General features: G+C 35.4%; 14 protein-coding genes. 7 read left to right on the top strand and 7 right to left on the bottom strand.

Annotated features, from left to right (window positions below; genetic code table 11):
* The first annotated feature begins 52 nt into the window (after positions 1-52).
* The 4 genes from FLA105534_RS04650 (at position 53) to FLA105534_RS04635 (ending at position 6,143) form a co-directional block, all read left to right on the top strand.
* A complete protein-coding gene (locus FLA105534_RS04650; RefSeq protein ID WP_217427685.1) occupies positions 53-1,267 on the top strand; it encodes a lanthionine synthetase LanC family protein in 1,215 nt (404 codons plus the stop codon).
* Between the two features lie 104 nt (positions 1,268-1,371).
* Positions 1,372-3,564: a peptidase domain-containing ABC transporter gene (locus FLA105534_RS04645; RefSeq protein ID WP_173964865.1), complete on the top strand. Its 2,193-nt coding sequence runs from the start codon at positions 1,372-1,374 to the stop codon at positions 3,562-3,564.
* A gap of 3 nt (positions 3,565-3,567) precedes the next feature.
* Positions 3,568-4,860, top strand: a complete 1,293-nt coding sequence (locus FLA105534_RS04640; RefSeq protein ID WP_173964864.1) for an HlyD family secretion protein — start codon at positions 3,568-3,570, stop codon at positions 4,858-4,860.
* 38 nt (positions 4,861-4,898) lie between these two features.
* Positions 4,899-6,143, top strand: coding sequence for a carboxypeptidase-like regulatory domain-containing protein (locus tag FLA105534_RS04635; RefSeq protein WP_173964863.1), 1,245 nt, complete (start codon positions 4,899-4,901; stop codon positions 6,141-6,143).
* Between the two features lies 1 nt (position 6,144).
* Here FLA105534_RS04635 and FLA105534_RS04630 read toward each other — a convergent pair whose 3' ends face one another.
* The 3 genes from FLA105534_RS04630 to FLA105534_RS04620 all read right to left on the bottom strand — a co-directional run bounded on the left by FLA105534_RS04630 (position 6,145) and on the right by FLA105534_RS04620 (position 8,099).
* Entirely contained in the window at positions 6,145-6,852 is a 708-nt protein-coding gene (locus tag FLA105534_RS04630; protein ID WP_173964862.1) for a tRNA1(Val) (adenine(37)-N6)-methyltransferase, read from the bottom strand.
* 134 nt (positions 6,853-6,986) lie between these two features.
* Positions 6,987-7,511, bottom strand: a complete 525-nt coding sequence (gene rimM / locus FLA105534_RS04625) for a ribosome maturation factor RimM (protein ID WP_173964861.1) — start codon at positions 7,509-7,511, stop codon at positions 6,987-6,989.
* Between the two features lie 15 nt (positions 7,512-7,526).
* Positions 7,527-8,099: a 30S ribosomal protein S16 gene (locus tag FLA105534_RS04620; RefSeq protein ID WP_173964860.1), complete on the bottom strand. Its 573-nt coding sequence runs from the start codon at positions 8,097-8,099 to the stop codon at positions 7,527-7,529.
* A 196-nt stretch (positions 8,100-8,295) separates the two neighbouring features.
* Between FLA105534_RS04620 and FLA105534_RS04615 the strand changes: the two genes are divergently transcribed.
* Entirely contained in the window at positions 8,296-8,778 is a 483-nt protein-coding gene (locus tag FLA105534_RS04615; protein ID WP_173964859.1) for a DUF6252 family protein, read from the top strand.
* A gap of 134 nt (positions 8,779-8,912) precedes the next feature.
* Positions 8,913-9,263, top strand: coding sequence for an RNA recognition motif domain-containing protein (locus FLA105534_RS04610; protein WP_068844832.1), 351 nt, complete (start codon positions 8,913-8,915; stop codon positions 9,261-9,263).
* A gap of 112 nt (positions 9,264-9,375) precedes the next feature.
* On the opposite strand, the gene leuB is transcribed toward FLA105534_RS04610, so the two are convergent.
* From leuB to leuC, 4 genes are all read right to left on the bottom strand, one after another.
* Positions 9,376-10,437: a 3-isopropylmalate dehydrogenase gene (gene leuB, locus FLA105534_RS04605; protein ID WP_173964858.1), complete on the bottom strand. Its 1,062-nt coding sequence runs from the start codon at positions 10,435-10,437 to the stop codon at positions 9,376-9,378.
* Positions 10,438-10,558: 121 nt separating this feature from the next.
* Entirely contained in the window at positions 10,559-12,079 is a 1,521-nt protein-coding gene (locus FLA105534_RS04600; RefSeq protein ID WP_173964857.1) for an alpha-isopropylmalate synthase regulatory domain-containing protein, read from the bottom strand.
* Positions 12,080-12,201: 122 nt separating this feature from the next.
* Positions 12,202-12,798 (bottom strand): 3-isopropylmalate dehydratase small subunit, encoded by a 597-nt coding sequence (gene leuD / locus FLA105534_RS04595; protein ID WP_173964856.1) that lies wholly within the window; start codon positions 12,796-12,798, stop codon positions 12,202-12,204.
* A gap of 155 nt (positions 12,799-12,953) precedes the next feature.
* The gene (leuC, locus tag FLA105534_RS04590) at positions 12,954-14,348 is read right to left on the bottom strand and encodes a 3-isopropylmalate dehydratase large subunit (RefSeq protein ID WP_173964855.1); all 1,395 of its coding nucleotides are present in this window, start codon (positions 14,346-14,348) and stop codon (positions 12,954-12,956) included.
* Between the two features lie 603 nt (positions 14,349-14,951).
* Between leuC and FLA105534_RS04585 the strand changes: the two genes are divergently transcribed.
* Positions 14,952-15,371 (top strand): DUF417 family protein, encoded by a 420-nt coding sequence (locus tag FLA105534_RS04585; protein WP_173964854.1) that lies wholly within the window; start codon positions 14,952-14,954, stop codon positions 15,369-15,371.
* Positions 15,372-15,392 lie beyond the last annotated feature (21 nt).

The raw sequence follows: 15,392 nt of genomic DNA, 5'->3' as shown, positions 1-15,392 counted from the left end.
TTACAAGTACCTGTTTTTTAATATACAGTATGAATTAAGCTTTAGTTAAGAAATGGATAGTTTGTTTAAGAAGATTGATAAAATTTTATTTGCATCTGCAAAAAATATGTCGAAACCGGTAATTAATCATGATTTAGGAGTTTTGATTTATTTTGCCACGAGATATAAAATAAATAAAGAACAGTTATATAAAAAGAGATGTATTTATTTACTAAATAAATTTGTTACTATTTTTAATGATCATGAATTTTCAAGAGGGTCTTTTGATGGTTTTGAGAGTGTTTTTCTAACTTTCGAATATCTTCAGAAATGTGAAATTATTGACGATGCCAGCTTTTTTCTAGAAGAATTAGAAGGTAATTTATATCAATCTATATTGAATGATATAGAAGAGAATATGTTTGAAGTTTTTTACGGAAGTATAGGTAAAATACACTATTTTCTTGATGCAGATAAAATTAAGAATAATAAAAATTCTGAACTAATTAATCAATTAGTGAATTCTTTGTGGGAAAACCGAAAAGAAACTGAAGGTCAGATTTATTGGATTGATAAAGTAAGAAATGATGAGGAGTTAGAAATCATAGATCTTGGTATGGCGCATGGTATTTGCTCCGTTTTGATTTTTTTTATACGACTAAAGGAACTTCAGTTTAATAATCCATATTTAGATAATTTAATAGCAGGACTTGTAAAAACCTTTAAAAATGCAGAAAATGCAGTTAAGGGAACTTCTTTCTTTCCAGATGTCTATAGTATAAAAAATAAGCACCTCAATTTAATTAATAGCAGACCTGCTTATTGCGTCGGTGATCTACCCATTTCCTACGCATTTTGTTATGCAGGCAGAGTTATGAATAATGATGAGTGGATTCAATATTCTAAACAAATAATAAAAGTAAAGGCTAATGCGGCAGTTTCAACTTCTTCACTATATTATTTTGAAGAGTATGATTTTTTTGACATTGGATTTTGTCATGGAATAAGTAGTTTTCTATTCTTATTTCATAAAATAAACAAATATCATGAAAATGATTTCATAGATTTTAAGATAAGGTATTGGAAGAAAGAATTAATTAAGAATATTTCTAAAATTATAAAAATAAAAGAGACAATTTACTATTCGTATCCTTATAATGAAGTAAGGTATAAGGTCCCGGTTGATAAAAATTCGTTTTTAAATGGTTTGTCTGGTGCGGCTTTGGCACTATTATCTGTAGAATATAATGAAACTGAGTGGAGCGGATTTTTATGTCTGGGTGAATAATTTGCTTCTTACTATTTGGCAAAATCAATAAGTTGGCAGAAAGTGTTTTTAGAATTAATTTTAGTTAAGGTAGATTATTAATCTTCGACAAATAACGAATACAGATGAATGGATTTCCATTTTTGATACAGGCCGATGCTAAAGATTGTGGACCAACTTGCATAAAAATAATTGCAAAACACTATGGTAAAACTATTCATATTCAGGATTTAAGAAATTACAGCGAAACTACACGGGAAGGAAGTAACTTACTTTTTTTAAGTGATGCTGCTGAAAAGATTGGCTTTAGGACATTAGGTATTAGAACAGATGCTGACACACTTAGCGAAGTTCAATTACCGTGCATTCTGCATTGGAATAAAGAACATTACATTGTATTATATAAAATTAAAAATAATATCTATTATGTTTCCGATCCTGCTTTTGGCTTGATAGAATACAATAATGAGGATTTTATTAAATTTTGGATCGGAAACAATGCAAATGAATCTACTCAGGAAGGAATAGCATTATTGATTGAAGCGACTCCTAAATTTTTTCAGTCGGATTTTGATAAAGAAGACAATCGCGGACTCGGATTTGGTTTGTTGTCACAATACGTGCTTCGGTACAAATCATTTTTAATACAGCTTAGTATAGGGTTGCTGGCAAGTACGCTACTGCAGCTTATTTTTCCGTTTTTAACCCAAAGTATTGTTGATGTTGGGATTCAAAATCAGAACATTCACTTTATTTATCTGATTCTTTTTGCGCAACTATTTCTCTTTGCCGGAAGAACAGGTTTGGAGCTTATCCGAAGCTGGATATTACTACATCTTTCGACCCGGATAAACATTTCGCTAATCTCTGATTTCTTTATAAAATTAATGAATCTGCCCATCTCGTTTTTCGACGTTCGAATGACAGGGGATATTATGCAACGAATTAACGATCATCACAGGATTGAAAAAATTCTAACCACATCGTCACTAAATGTCTTGTTTTCAACAATAAATATGTTTGTTATGGGAGGCGTTTTGGCTTACTTTAACCTGAAGATCTTTTTTGTGTTTTTTGCAGGCAGCGTGCTTTATTTTGGATGGATTACTTTATTCTTAAAAAGAAGGGAAGTGCTGGATTATAAACGTTTTGCCGAAGTTTCCAGTGAGCAAAGTAAAGTGATGGAGCTTATTAATGGAATGCAGGAAATTAAGCTTCATAACGCCGAGAAACAAAAGCGCTGGGGATGGGAATATATACAGGCGAGACTTTTTAGAGTTTCGATAAAAGGTTTGGTTCTGGAGCAAACACAAACTATTGGTTCTTCGGTAATCAACGAGCTAAAAAACATATTCATTATATTTCTTTCCGCAAAATTGGTAATCGATGGGTCAATTACACTCGGAATGATGTTGGCTATTAGCTCGATAGTGGGAAGTTTAAATGGACCAATTACCCAATTGATCGAATTCGTCAGAGAACTTCAGAATGCCAAAATATCATTGGCCAGATTATCTGAAATTCATGAGAAAGAAGATGAGACCCAACAGGAAGTTTATCAAACCGGTGATGTTCCTTTTGATTCAGATATCGATATTAATAATGTTTCTTATCGGTATTTAGGTTCTGATATACCAGTTCTGGAGGATTTAACGCTGAAAATTCCCGCTAACAAAGTAACGGCAATAGTAGGAGTGAGCGGAAGCGGAAAAACGACATTGATGAAGCTGCTGTTAAAATTCTATGAGCCTGAAAAAGGTGAGGTGAACATCGGAAATGCACAATTGAAAAATATCTCACAAAAGGCCTGGCGATCTAATATTGGTGCCGTCATGCAAGAAGGCTTTATTTTTAGTGACACCATCGCTAATAACATCGCAATTGGCGTTGATAAAGTTGATAAAGAACGATTGGTTTATGCCGCTGATGTAGCCAACATAAAAGAATACATTACAGGCTTACCGCTAGGATACAATACAAAAATTGGAGGTGAAGGATTAGGAATGAGTACCGGACAAAAACAACGTTTGTTAATTGCCAGAGCGGTTTATAAAAATCCGGAAATACTGTTTTTTGACGAAGCCACTTCGGCATTAGATGCAAACAATGAAAAAGAAATAATGCAAAAACTGGATATTTTCTTTAAGGACAAAACCGTTGTGGTTATTGCGCATCGTTTAAGTACTGTTATGAATGCTGATCAAATCGTAGTTTTAGACAAAGGAAAAATTATCGAAATTGGCAGTCATTCTGTTTTGGTAGAGCAAAAAGGGAATTATTTTGAACTGGTTAAGAATCAATTGCAATTAGGAAATTAAATCATGGCAGAAGATACTACATTTGAACTAAGAAGTGAAGAAGTTCAGGACATCCTTACTAAGGTGCCACATTGGATGATTCGTTGGGGCACAGTGCTTATATTCGTTATCATTTCTATGCTTTTTTTCGTGTCCTGGTTTGTCAAATATCCTGATGTTGTTACTACCCAGATTGTAATTACAACCAATATCCCTCCGGAGAAAATAGTTTCTAAATCTTCGGGTCGTATTGAGGCGATTCTGGTAAAAGACAAATCTATTGTTTCAAAAAACAGCACACTTGCTATCATTGAAAATACGGCCAATTATAAAGATGTGTTTTTACTGGAAAAAATTGTTGAAGACTATAATGTCAATGATCCTAAAAAAGCCTTTCCTTTTGAATTGTTAAAAAACACTCAGTTGGGAGAGATTGAAAGTGCTTTTGCTGTTTTTCAGAAAGACTATCAGGCAGAACAGCTAAATAAAAATTTACAGCCTTTTGAAGTCGAAAACCGGGCGCAGGTTTCTGAAAAAGTTCAGATCAAAGACAGATTGGAAATTTTGCAGCAGCAAAAGGTAATTAACGAAAGCGAACTACAGCTTCAGAAAAATGAAATTGCAAGATTCGAAACCTTATTCAATAAAGGAATCATCTCTGCACAGGAAATGGAGGCTAAAAAACTGGGATATCTCCAGGCGCAAAAAAATTATAGAACCCTTTTGTCTTCCATTTCTCAGTTAAAATCGGCTTTAATTACCAATACTAAATTGAGTCAGAACTCACAAATCAGCGGTACTAAAGAAGAAGTTACTTTAGGGAGGAATATGGCGCAGTCTTTTTATCAGCTTAAAAAAGTAATAAAAGATTGGGAGCTGGCTTATGCTTTAAAATCATCTGTAAGCGGAGTGGTTACTTTTCTACAGGTTTGGACAGAGAACCAAACCATCAGTGTTGGTGATAATGTTTTTTCGATTATTCCCGATACTAAAAATGGTTTTGTAGGTAAGGTGAAGGCACCGGCATTAAATTCGGGAAAAATAAAAGTAGGACAGATGGTGAACATTCGATTAGCAAATTTTCCAGACAGGGAGTTTGGAGTGTTAAAAGGAAGGATTCAAAATATTTCTCTGGTTCCGGATAAAGACGGAAATTTACTATTGGACGTAGCACTTCTAAACGGATTGGAAACGTCCTATAAGAAACAAATTGTTTTTCAGCAGGAAATGAAAGGAACTGCCGAAATTGTAACCGAAGATCTGCGTTTAATAGAGAGGATTCTATATCAGTTTAAAAGTATTTTTGAGCAGGTTTAAGTTGTAACGATTAGTGAAAAATAATGCAGTTAAAAATAATGATTAAACAAACAATTGTGATAGTGTTTCTATTGTTGCAAACGGTCTTGTATGCGCAAAAAGCGAAAAATTTATATGATTCGTTTAGTATTTCTGGAACGGTTAAAGATTCAAAATCAGATGCGATGATAGTAAATGCAGATCTTTATCTTCTTAATTGCAACAAAAGTGTGGTTTCAAACTCAGAAGGAAATTTTCAATTTAATATTTTTAAAGGAAGTTTTAATGATAAATTGATTATTTCGGCTTTAGGATATTTTTCAGATACAATCATGGTTTCTCAACTTGAAAAGTTGCAAAGCGAACAACTGCATATAAAATTAGACAGAGAAGCAAATGCTCAGGTTTCATTGAATGAGACGGTCGTTGTTTCTTCTAAAAAGAAATCCAAAACCTTATCTGCAGCGACAATTTTACAAAAGGCAAGAGCAAATATTGAAAATAATTATTATCAAAAACCATTTAATCAGAAATTCTTTTTTAGGTCTCAGACCAATAAAGATGGCATTGCTGTAATAAATGAAGAGGCGTCAATTAATACCTACAGCCCAAATGGAGTGAAAGTTTCAGATGATGCAGCAGCTAATTATTTTGGGGAAATATTGCAGTTTAGAAAAAAACTGAACGCAGAAACCATTGAAAACTGGAAAGGAATAGGGTATTTTGGAGTTGTAATTTTTAGAAACATAATGCTGAGCAATCAGAATTTGCTTTACGAAACAAAAGATTTCGAATTAAAGAAAGAAGGAACGACAACTTATGGCGGTAAAAATGTCTATGTAATAAGTTTTGCAAATCTGAATCCGACAGTTTTTTCTACCGGTTTTGGAAACCCTGCTCCAAAATCTGCTATTGGTTTTATTTACATCGAAACCGATTCTTTTGCAATTGTAAAATTTGAGCAGTATGTAGTTTTAAAGAGAGACAGATCGAATGATAGTGACGATATTTGGATAGAGTCTTCATTGAAGATCACACAAACCTATAAAAATGTCAATGGACGCTATTTTATTAACTATTGTAATGAAAAAGTGGAAAGCAATTATTATTCATTAGTGGCTAAAAAACAAATAAGTACTGTAAATTCTAATTATGACTTAATGTCTGAAGATATTATTACAGAAAATGTATCGGTTATAAAACGTCCTATTGATCGTTTGAAATTAGATGTAAAAGTTAATGAAGATGTGGAATATTGGAAGAATAACAATTTGATTCTCGAGAGTAAAAAATTGGAGTTTTGAATTACATCTTCAGGTAAAAATCTTTAGTTAGTTCAATGTATTCCGGAGTATAGACATGTCTTTCGATTTCGATTGTTAATTCATTTGTCTCTGTTTCCGGGATTTCATTTCGGCTAAAAGCAATCAGGCTTCTTTTGATTTCTGATGTTGGAGTGCCTTTTACCCTTGTGATTTTGATAGGATATAATTCTGATTCTTTGGCTAAGGCAATGAAATTTTCTTCCTCTTTATGGGGAAGAATTACCGCAAAAATTCCGTTTTCTGAAAGCAATAAATCTGCGGCTTCTATTAATTCTTCAAAAGGCATTGCGTCCTGAAAACGTGCCAGATCGCGCTGTTCATTTTCAGTTTTGTAATTTTCGGAATAAAATGGAGGATTTGAAACAATCAAATCGTATTCGTCTTCTGGTTCTTCAATAAATTCATCTAATCCGGCATGAAAACAAAATAAACGGTCTCCCCACGGCGAGTTTTCGAAATTATCAACAGCTTGTTCGTAGGCATCTTCATCAATTTCAAGTGCGTCAATCTGCTCTGCAGGAGTGCGTTGTGCCAACATTAAAGCAATAACTCCGGTTCCGGCTCCAATGTCTAAAATGCTAAACGGATTATGATTTATTGGTGCCCAAGCGCCCAGTAAAACACCATCTGTACCCACTTTCATAGCGGTTTTGTCTTGTAGAACTGAAAATTGTTTGAATTGAAACATCTTGATTTGTGATTGAAGATTAACGATTTTTAATTTCAGATTGGGTAATAAGGATGACAAGACTTTTAATTGTAGATCGAAGTAGATTTGAAATCTAAAATAGTCTAAAAATCTAAGTTAGTCTAACAATCTAATCAAAGGTACATTTCTACCAATCCTTCGGGTAAATTCATAATGACCTTTTTGTTATCACGGTCTATTTTTACAAGGAATTGATCGATCATCGGAATTAACATTTCGACTTCGCCATTCAAAACTTCAAAAAGAGGTTGTGCTGTCGTGTCATTTACGGCAGCGATTTTTCCAAAAACGCCTAAACGTTGGTCTTCGATTTCAAAACCGATTACTTCGTGGAAATAAAACCTGTTGCCGGAAAGTTTTGGCAACATGCTTAAAGGAAGATAGATTGCATTACCAAGAAGGGCATCTGCATCTTCTTCTGTGTTTACATCTTCAAAACGGATTCTTAAGAAATCGTTTTTGTGTAAAGAACTTGTTTCAATAAAAAAAGGAACCAAGTGTTTGTTGCATTCAACAAACACTGATTCCAGATTTTCGTATAACTCAGGTTCGTCCGTGTCTAAATAAGCCAGAACTTCACCTTTGAAACTAAATTTTTTAGCGATTTTACCTAAATAAAAACATTCTTCTTTACGCATTCTCGCTGGCTAAAATTATGCTTCAGTTGTTTCGTTATTCTCTTCAGCAGCAGGAGCTTCTTCAGCTGTAGCATCAGCTTCAACTTCAGTAACTTCTTCTTCAACTGCAGGAGTTGCAGCAGCGATAGCATCAGCTTCAGCTTGAGCTGCAGCAGCTAAACGTTTAGCGTTAACTTCTTGTTCTGCTTTTAAAGCTTTAGCTTTAACATCAGCTTGCGCTTTTGTTAAACCGTCTTTTTTAGCATCAACTTTTCCAGATTTAGCTTCTAACCAAGCAGCTAATTTAGCGTCAGCTTGCTCTTGAGTTAAAGCTCCTTTACGAATACCTCCATCAAGGTGGTGTTTCAATAAAGCACCTTTGTAAGAAAGAATTGCTCTAGCAGTATCAGTTGGTTGTGCACCATTGTGTAACCATTTAACTGCGCTATCAAGGTTTAAGTCGATAGTTGCCGGGTTTGTGTTTGGATTGTAAGTACCGATTTTCTCTAAGTATTTACCATCTCTTTTTGAGCGTGCATCTGCAGCTACAACCCAGTAAAAAGGTTTTCCTTTTTTACCGTGTCTTTGTAATCTAATTTTTACTGACATAATCGTATGATTAAATTTTGAGGTACTCGACCCCTATTAATTAAGGGCGCAAAGATATAATTTTTTTATGAATTATACGTTCGAAATCATATTAAATACATCTCGGGTGTATTTCTAGAGCTTTTTTGTCCTTTTTGACTTCATTTTTTAAATAATTATCTTAAATGAGGTACTTTTGCCTCAAATTCACTGTGATATGAAAAAAATAGTTTCTTTAGTATTGCTGCTTTTTATCGTTTCCTCCTGTTCAGAAGACGTAAAATTTAATAATCCTGCTTTTCAAAGCCTAAAAGAGAATGTATTTTGGCGTGCGACGACTTATAAAGCGACTAGTGGTGCGAATGGTAGTTTTGTTATTGAAGGTGATCTCGGATTTGAAAAAGTAGTTTTAAAAGTATCGGGTTCAACAGCACAAACTTACATTTTGGGGCGTGATAATAGTACGACCGCAACTTACTTAAATATGCAAGATTCGAAATCATCTCGGTTTTCTACAGGAACAAATAAAGGAGATGGGCAAATTGTGATTACTGAATTTAACGCAGAGAACAGAACTATTTCAGGAACTTTTAAGTTTAATGCATGGAATGAGGATGAAAAGGATACCGAAAAACCAAAAGTTAGTTTTACAGAAGGTGTTTTTTACAAAATTCCAATTTCGACAACATTTGAGAATTAGAATTTTAATTTGTGACAGTTTGGTTTTGTTGATTTCTATTTTTTTAAATCAAAATAAAAGCATAAATAAACTAATATATAGTAGATTACAGAAAAATAAGACTACATTTGCTACATTATTATAAATAAGTACATATGAACATTTTTGTTGGAAGCCTTCCATTCAGTATTGAGGAAGCAGATTTAAGAGAGTCTTTCGAGGCTTACGGAGCAGTAGATTCAGTTAAAATCATTACTGATAAATTTACAGGAAGAAGCAAAGGTTTTGGTTTTGTTGAGATGCCAAACGATGCTGAAGCTCAAAAAGCAATTGATGAATTGAACGGAGCTACTGTTCAAGGTCGTGCAATTGTAGTTAATAAATCTGAGCCGAAACCTGAAGGTGAGAGAAGAAGCTTCAATAACAACCGTGGAGGTGATTCTCGCGGAGGTTACGGAAACAACCGTGGTGGAAATGACCGTGGTGGTAACAGAGGAGGATATTAATATTTTTTTCTAAATATATAAAAGGGATCAACTTGCGTTGATCCCTTTTTTTGTTTCAAGTTTCAAAGTTTCAGTTCCAACAACCTGAAACCTGAAACTTGAAACAAAAAAATTATAAGTTAGCAACAAGCCAATCTCCAACTTCACTGGTTTTGTATGCTTTAGAGCCTTTTGGGGCTAAATCTTCTGTAACAATTCCTTCTTCCAGAGATTTGTTTACAACTGCTCTAATCGCCTCGGCTTCATCTTTTAGTCCAAAAGCATCTTCAAACATCATGGCAGCAGATAAAATAGTGGCCAATGGATTTGCAATATTCAATCCTGTAGCTTGTGGATAAGATCCGTGGATTGGTTCGTATAATGAAGTGTGTTCTCCAACAGAAGCAGAAGGCATTAATCCCATCGAGCCTGAAATGACAGAAGCTTCATCGGTTAAAATATCTCCAAATAAATTCTCTGTAATTAGTACATCATAGGAGTTTGGCCATTGAACCAGACGCATGGCAACAGCGTCTACAAATTCGTAGGATACTGTAACCTCAGGATAATCTTTTTCCATTGCCTGAACCGTTTCTCTCCATAGACGTGAAGTTTCCAAAACGTTTGCTTTGTCAACGCAGCACAATTTTTTGCTTCGGGTCATAGCCAGTTCAAAACCTTTTTTTGCTAAACGTTGCACTTCGGCTCTGGTGTAAACACAGTTGTCAAAGGCTGTATCTCCGTTGTCTGTTCTTCCTTTTTCTCCAAAGTAAATTCCGCCTGTTAACTCTCTCAGGAAAATCAGATCAGTTCCTTCGATTCTTTCTCTCTTTAAAGGAGAATTATCAATTAAAGAAGGAAAAGTAAAAGTTGGGCGTACATTGGCAAACAATCCTAGTTTTTTGCGCATTAGTAACAAACCTTGCTCCGGACGAACGGGTGCGCTTGGATCATTATCATATTTTGGGTGACCAATTGCTCCAAATAAAACAGCATCGGCTTTCATGCATATTTCGTGAGTCTCATCAGGATAGGGAATCCCCACCGCATCGATTGCGCATGCTCCTGTTAAGGCTGGTGTCCATGTTATTTCGTGATTGAATTTTTTTGCAATAGCATCAGATACTTTTACAGCTTCATTTATGACCTCAGGACCAATTCCGTCTCCTGCTAAAAGGGCTATATTAAATTTCATTATTTTTTTATATTTTGTTTTTTATTAAGGTTCATAGAGGCAAAGGTTCAAAGGTGTTGGGATGAAAACTCTATTTTCTAGCCTTTGTCCCTTTGCTTCTCTGAACCCTAGTTCCTTTATATCAAGTAACTATATTCAGCATTTTTTGAGTGGCAATGATTGCTGCGACCGTTTGATCAGAATCTAGCCCTCTTGTTTTAAATTCTTTTTCGTTGTTTACCCAGGTGATAATAGTTTCGCACAAGGCATCGGAGCTACTTCCCGGAGGGATTCTTACCGCGTAGTCAATTAATTTAGGAAGTGTTAGTTTTTTGCTTTTATAAATCTTAGATAAAGCATTCATAAAAGCGTCAAACTGACCGTCTCCCTGGGCGTTTTCTTCGATGATTTCATCTCCGAATCTTAAGCATAAAGTAGTGGACGGACGCATTCCTTTGGAGTGAACTAATATATAGGATTCGATCTTTATTCTTTCTTCGTAAGTATGGCTGTCCAGGACATCAGAAATAATATAAGGAAGATCTTCCTTCGTTACGGTCTCTTTTTTGTCGCCTAGTTCAATGATTCTTTGTGTAACCAGCTTCAAATCTTCCTGGTTTAGTTTTAAGCCTAGTTCCTGAAGATTTTTTTCGATATTGGCTTTTCCGGAAGTTTTTCCTAAAGCATATTTTCGTTTTCTTCCAAAGCGTTCCGGAAGTAAATCGTTAAAATATAAATTGTTTTTATTGTCTCCGTCCGCATGAATTCCGGCAGTTTGGGTGAAAACATTGTCTCCAACAATTGGCTTGTTGGCAGGGATTCTGTAGCCTGTGAAAGTTTCTACCAGTTTGCTTACGGTATATAAAGAAGTTTCTTTGATGTTGATACTTACTTCGGGCAGATAGTCGTTTATCACGGCTACTGTGCTTTCAAGTGGTGCATTTCCAGCGCGTTCGCCCATCCCGTTTACCGTTACGTGAAGTCCGTTGATACCAGCTTTTATGGCTTCCATTACATTGGCAACGCTTAAGTCGTAGTCGTTATGAGCGTGGAAATCAAAATGAATTTTAGGGTATCTGGCTCTGATTTTCGAAAGGAACTCGAAAGTCAAAGACGGAATTAATACGCCCAAAGTATCCGGAAGTAAAATTCGTTTGACAGGTTGAGTTGCCAGGAAATCCAGAAATTGAAAAACATATTCAGGAGAATTTCGCATGCCGTTGCTCCAGTCTTCTAAATACACATTGGTTTCGATATTGTTTTCTTTTGCTAACTTGATAGTGTGCGCGATTTCAGAAAAGTGTTGTTCGGGTGTTTTCTTTAATTGATGTGTGAGGTGATTTAATGAGCCTTTGGTTAATAAATTCTGGACTTTTGCACCTGCTTTTTTCATCCATTCTATCGAAACGCCGCCATCTACAAACGATAAAACTTCAATGCGATCAATGTATCCTTTTTCGGTTGCCCAGGTGGTAATGCCTTTTACGGCCTGAAATTCTCCCTCACTTACGCGTGCAGAGGCAATTTCGATTCTGTCAATATTTAATTCATCCAACAATAATTGTGCAATGGTCAGTTTTTCTGCGGCAGAAAATGATACTCCCGAGGTTTGCTCACCATCGCGGAGTGTTGTATCCATTATTTCAATTTTTCTTTTTTCCATATTGATTTTCCAAATTCCTTTATACCGGTAAATTGTTGTTGTGTTGTCTTGGTTTAAGTTATAAAGACCCGACAGATTTTTAAAAAAAATCTCCCGGGCCTCAAGGGACTAGACTTGATTTTTTAATAAGGAAGTTTGTCGGCAAAAGCTACAATGTCTTCTTTGATATTTTGTAAATAATCAATGTCATCAAAACCATTGATCATATTGTTCTTTTTGTATCCGTTAATTGCAAATGATTCTTGTTGGCCTGTTGACAATAAGGTAATCGTTTGATTTGGTAAGTTGATTTCTAATTCTGTTTTAGCATCAGCTTCAATTGCTTTGAAAATGGTATCCGCAAATTCAGGACTCACCTGAACGGGTAAAACTCCAATATTCAAACAGTTTCCTTTGAAGATGTCGGCAAAGAAACTTGAAACTACAGCTCTAAATCCGTAATCGTAAACTGCCCAGGCAGCGTGCTCTCTTGAAGATCCTGAACCGAAGTTTTTTCCTCCAACAAGAATTTTTCCGCTGTAAGTTGAATCGTTTAAAACAAAATCAGTTTTTGGAGAATCGTCTCCGTTATATCTCCAGTCTCTAAACAGATTGTCTCCAAAACCTTCGCGTTTAGTGGCTTTTAGGAAGCGCGCTGGAATGATTTGATCGGTATCTACGTTTTCAATTGGCAGCGGCACTGCACTGCTGGTAAGTATATTAAATTTATCGTATGCCATTTTCTGGAATTTTAGATTTTAGATTTCTGGATTTTAGATTTTTTTTGAAAACTTAAAACTTAGAAACTAAAAAGTTTTGTATTAAATAATGTAAGTCAATTTTATCTGAAGAGGTTTAGATCAGCAATCTGAAATCTAAAATCTTCAATCTAAAATTAAAATAACTCTCTCGGGTCTGTTAGTTTTCCGGTAACAGCGGCTGCGGCAGCCATAATCGGACTTGCTAATAATGTCCTTGAACCGGGACCCTGACGGCCTTCAAAATTTCGGTTAGAGGTACTTACAGCATATTTTCCGGCAGGAACCTTATCGTCGTTCATGGCTAGACAAGCCGAACAACCCGGCTGACGTAATACAAAACCGGCATCCGTAAGAATGTCTAAAATACCTTCTTCTTTAATTTGAGCTTCAACAACGTGAGAACCGGGTACTAACCAGGCTGTAACATTATCTGCTTTTTTTCTTCCTTTTACAATCTCGGCGAAAGCTCTGAAGTCTTCAATACGTCCGTTTGTACAGCTTCCTAAGAAAACATAATCAATTGGTTTTCCAATCATCACATCGTCTTCCTGAAAGCCCATGTAAGCAAGGGATTTTTTATAAGTTTCCGCACCGCCTTCGACTTGGTTGGCGTTCGGAATATGTTTTGAGATACCAATTCCCATTCCTGGGTTAGTACCGTAAGTAATCATTGGTTCAATATCTGAAGCATTGATGTTCAATTCGGCGTCAAAAACAGCATCCGAATCTGTTTTTAATGTTTTCCAGTAGGAAACCGCTTTGTCCCAGGCTTCTCCTTTTGGAGCATATAGTTTTCCTTCAAGGAAATCAAAAGTGGTTTGGTCAGGAGCGATCATTCCTCCTCGGGCACCCATTTCAATACTTAGGTTACAAACCGTCATACGGCCTTCCATGGTCATATTTTCGAAAACATCTCCGGCATATTCAACAAAATAACCCGTTCCACCTGAAGTAGTTAACTGAGCAATAATATAAAGTGCAACATCTTTTGGACCAACACCTTTGCTTAATTGACCATTTACGTTGATACGCATTTTCTTTGGTTTTGGCTGCATGATACATTGAGTAGAAAGTACCATTTCAACCTCAGAAGTTCCGATACCAAAAGCAATTGCTCCAAAAGCACCGTGAGTAGAGGTGTGTGAATCTCCGCAAACAATGGTAGCACCTGGCAAAGTAATTCCGTTCTCAGGGCCTACTACGTGTACAATTCCATTTTTAATATGTCCCAATCCCCAGTGTGAAATTCCGTATTCATTGGCATTGTCTTCAAGAGCCTGAAGCTGATTGGCTGATAAAGGATCCTGAACTGGTAAATGTTGGTTTATAGTTGGTGTATTGTGGTCGGCGGTTGCAAAAGTACGCTCCGGGTATAAAACGGAAACGCCTCTGGTTTTTAATCCTAAAAAAGCAACAGGACTTGTAACTTCGTGAATGAAATGGCGGTCAATAAAAAACACATCTGGTCCATCTTCAATTTTACGCACTACATGTGAATCCCATACTTTGTCAAATAATGTCTTACTCATTTTTTATTTTTTTAATTGTAATTTCTATAACCACAGCGATCTCCTGCTTATATAATAGGAAAACAAAATTAGAAAAAGCTTCAAGGTGGTCAATTTCAATATTTCATTATATACGATACCCAAACTGAAAATACAAATTAGGATTGACTTTAGTGCGATCGGTTTTGAATGGTAAAAGGAATAAGAAATTGGTTTTGTTTTTCTTTTTCGGATTAATTTTTAGCGAACTGCTTTGGTTCTTAATAGTTGATGGAATCCTCTATAAATCACTATGAAATATGATGTTTTCATTTTAAAAATGTAACAAAATCAATAAAAACGGCAGTAATTGTTGGTTTTTGATTCTTTTTTAAGTTTTTGGAATATCAAATACAAACACTTTTTGAGGACGCTTAGATGCATTTAACAGCTTTGTTCGATTGTATTTTTTTAATGGAAATAATACGACATCCAAGAGTTGTATTTTTTTCTTTTTTAGAATGAAATTAAATGAAAAGGAGTGGGATTGTTTAGGAACAAATTAATAGGTAATGACGGGTATCTGACATTTGCTTTTAAAAGCAAGTGCTAATTTTGAACATTCTAATTTTTAAAAATAACATTATGAATTTAAATGAATTTGCGTACAAGCTGGGAGTTTTAGGAACTGTAATCATTTTGCTATGGGTCGGGCTTTTTAAGTTCACAGCAGTTGAAGCCGGAGCGATAAAAGAATTGGTTGAAAATCATTTTGCCATGGGCTGGATGTACAAAGTAATGTCGGTTCAGCAGGTTTCAAACCTTATCGGAATTTTCGAAGTACTGACCGGGATTGGTTTACTGACCTCTTTGTTTGTAAGGAGAATTGGTTTTTATGCCGGTTTTGCTTCAGCGATTATATTTGTAACGACACTGAGTTTTTTAGTGACCACTCCGGGAGTTTTTAAAATGGTGGAAGGTTTTCCGGTAACTGATTTTTTTATTCTGAAAGACATTCCGTATTTGGCTATTTCGCTGATGGTTTTTGTAAATGGGAAAGAATAAAAAATATTGAGAGGTGTTGAT

This window comes from Flavobacterium collinsii (assembly GCF_902804485.1).
Classification (GTDB): domain Bacteria; phylum Bacteroidota; class Bacteroidia; order Flavobacteriales; family Flavobacteriaceae; genus Flavobacterium; species Flavobacterium collinsii.
This window is presented reverse-complemented; position numbering and strand designations above follow the sequence as displayed.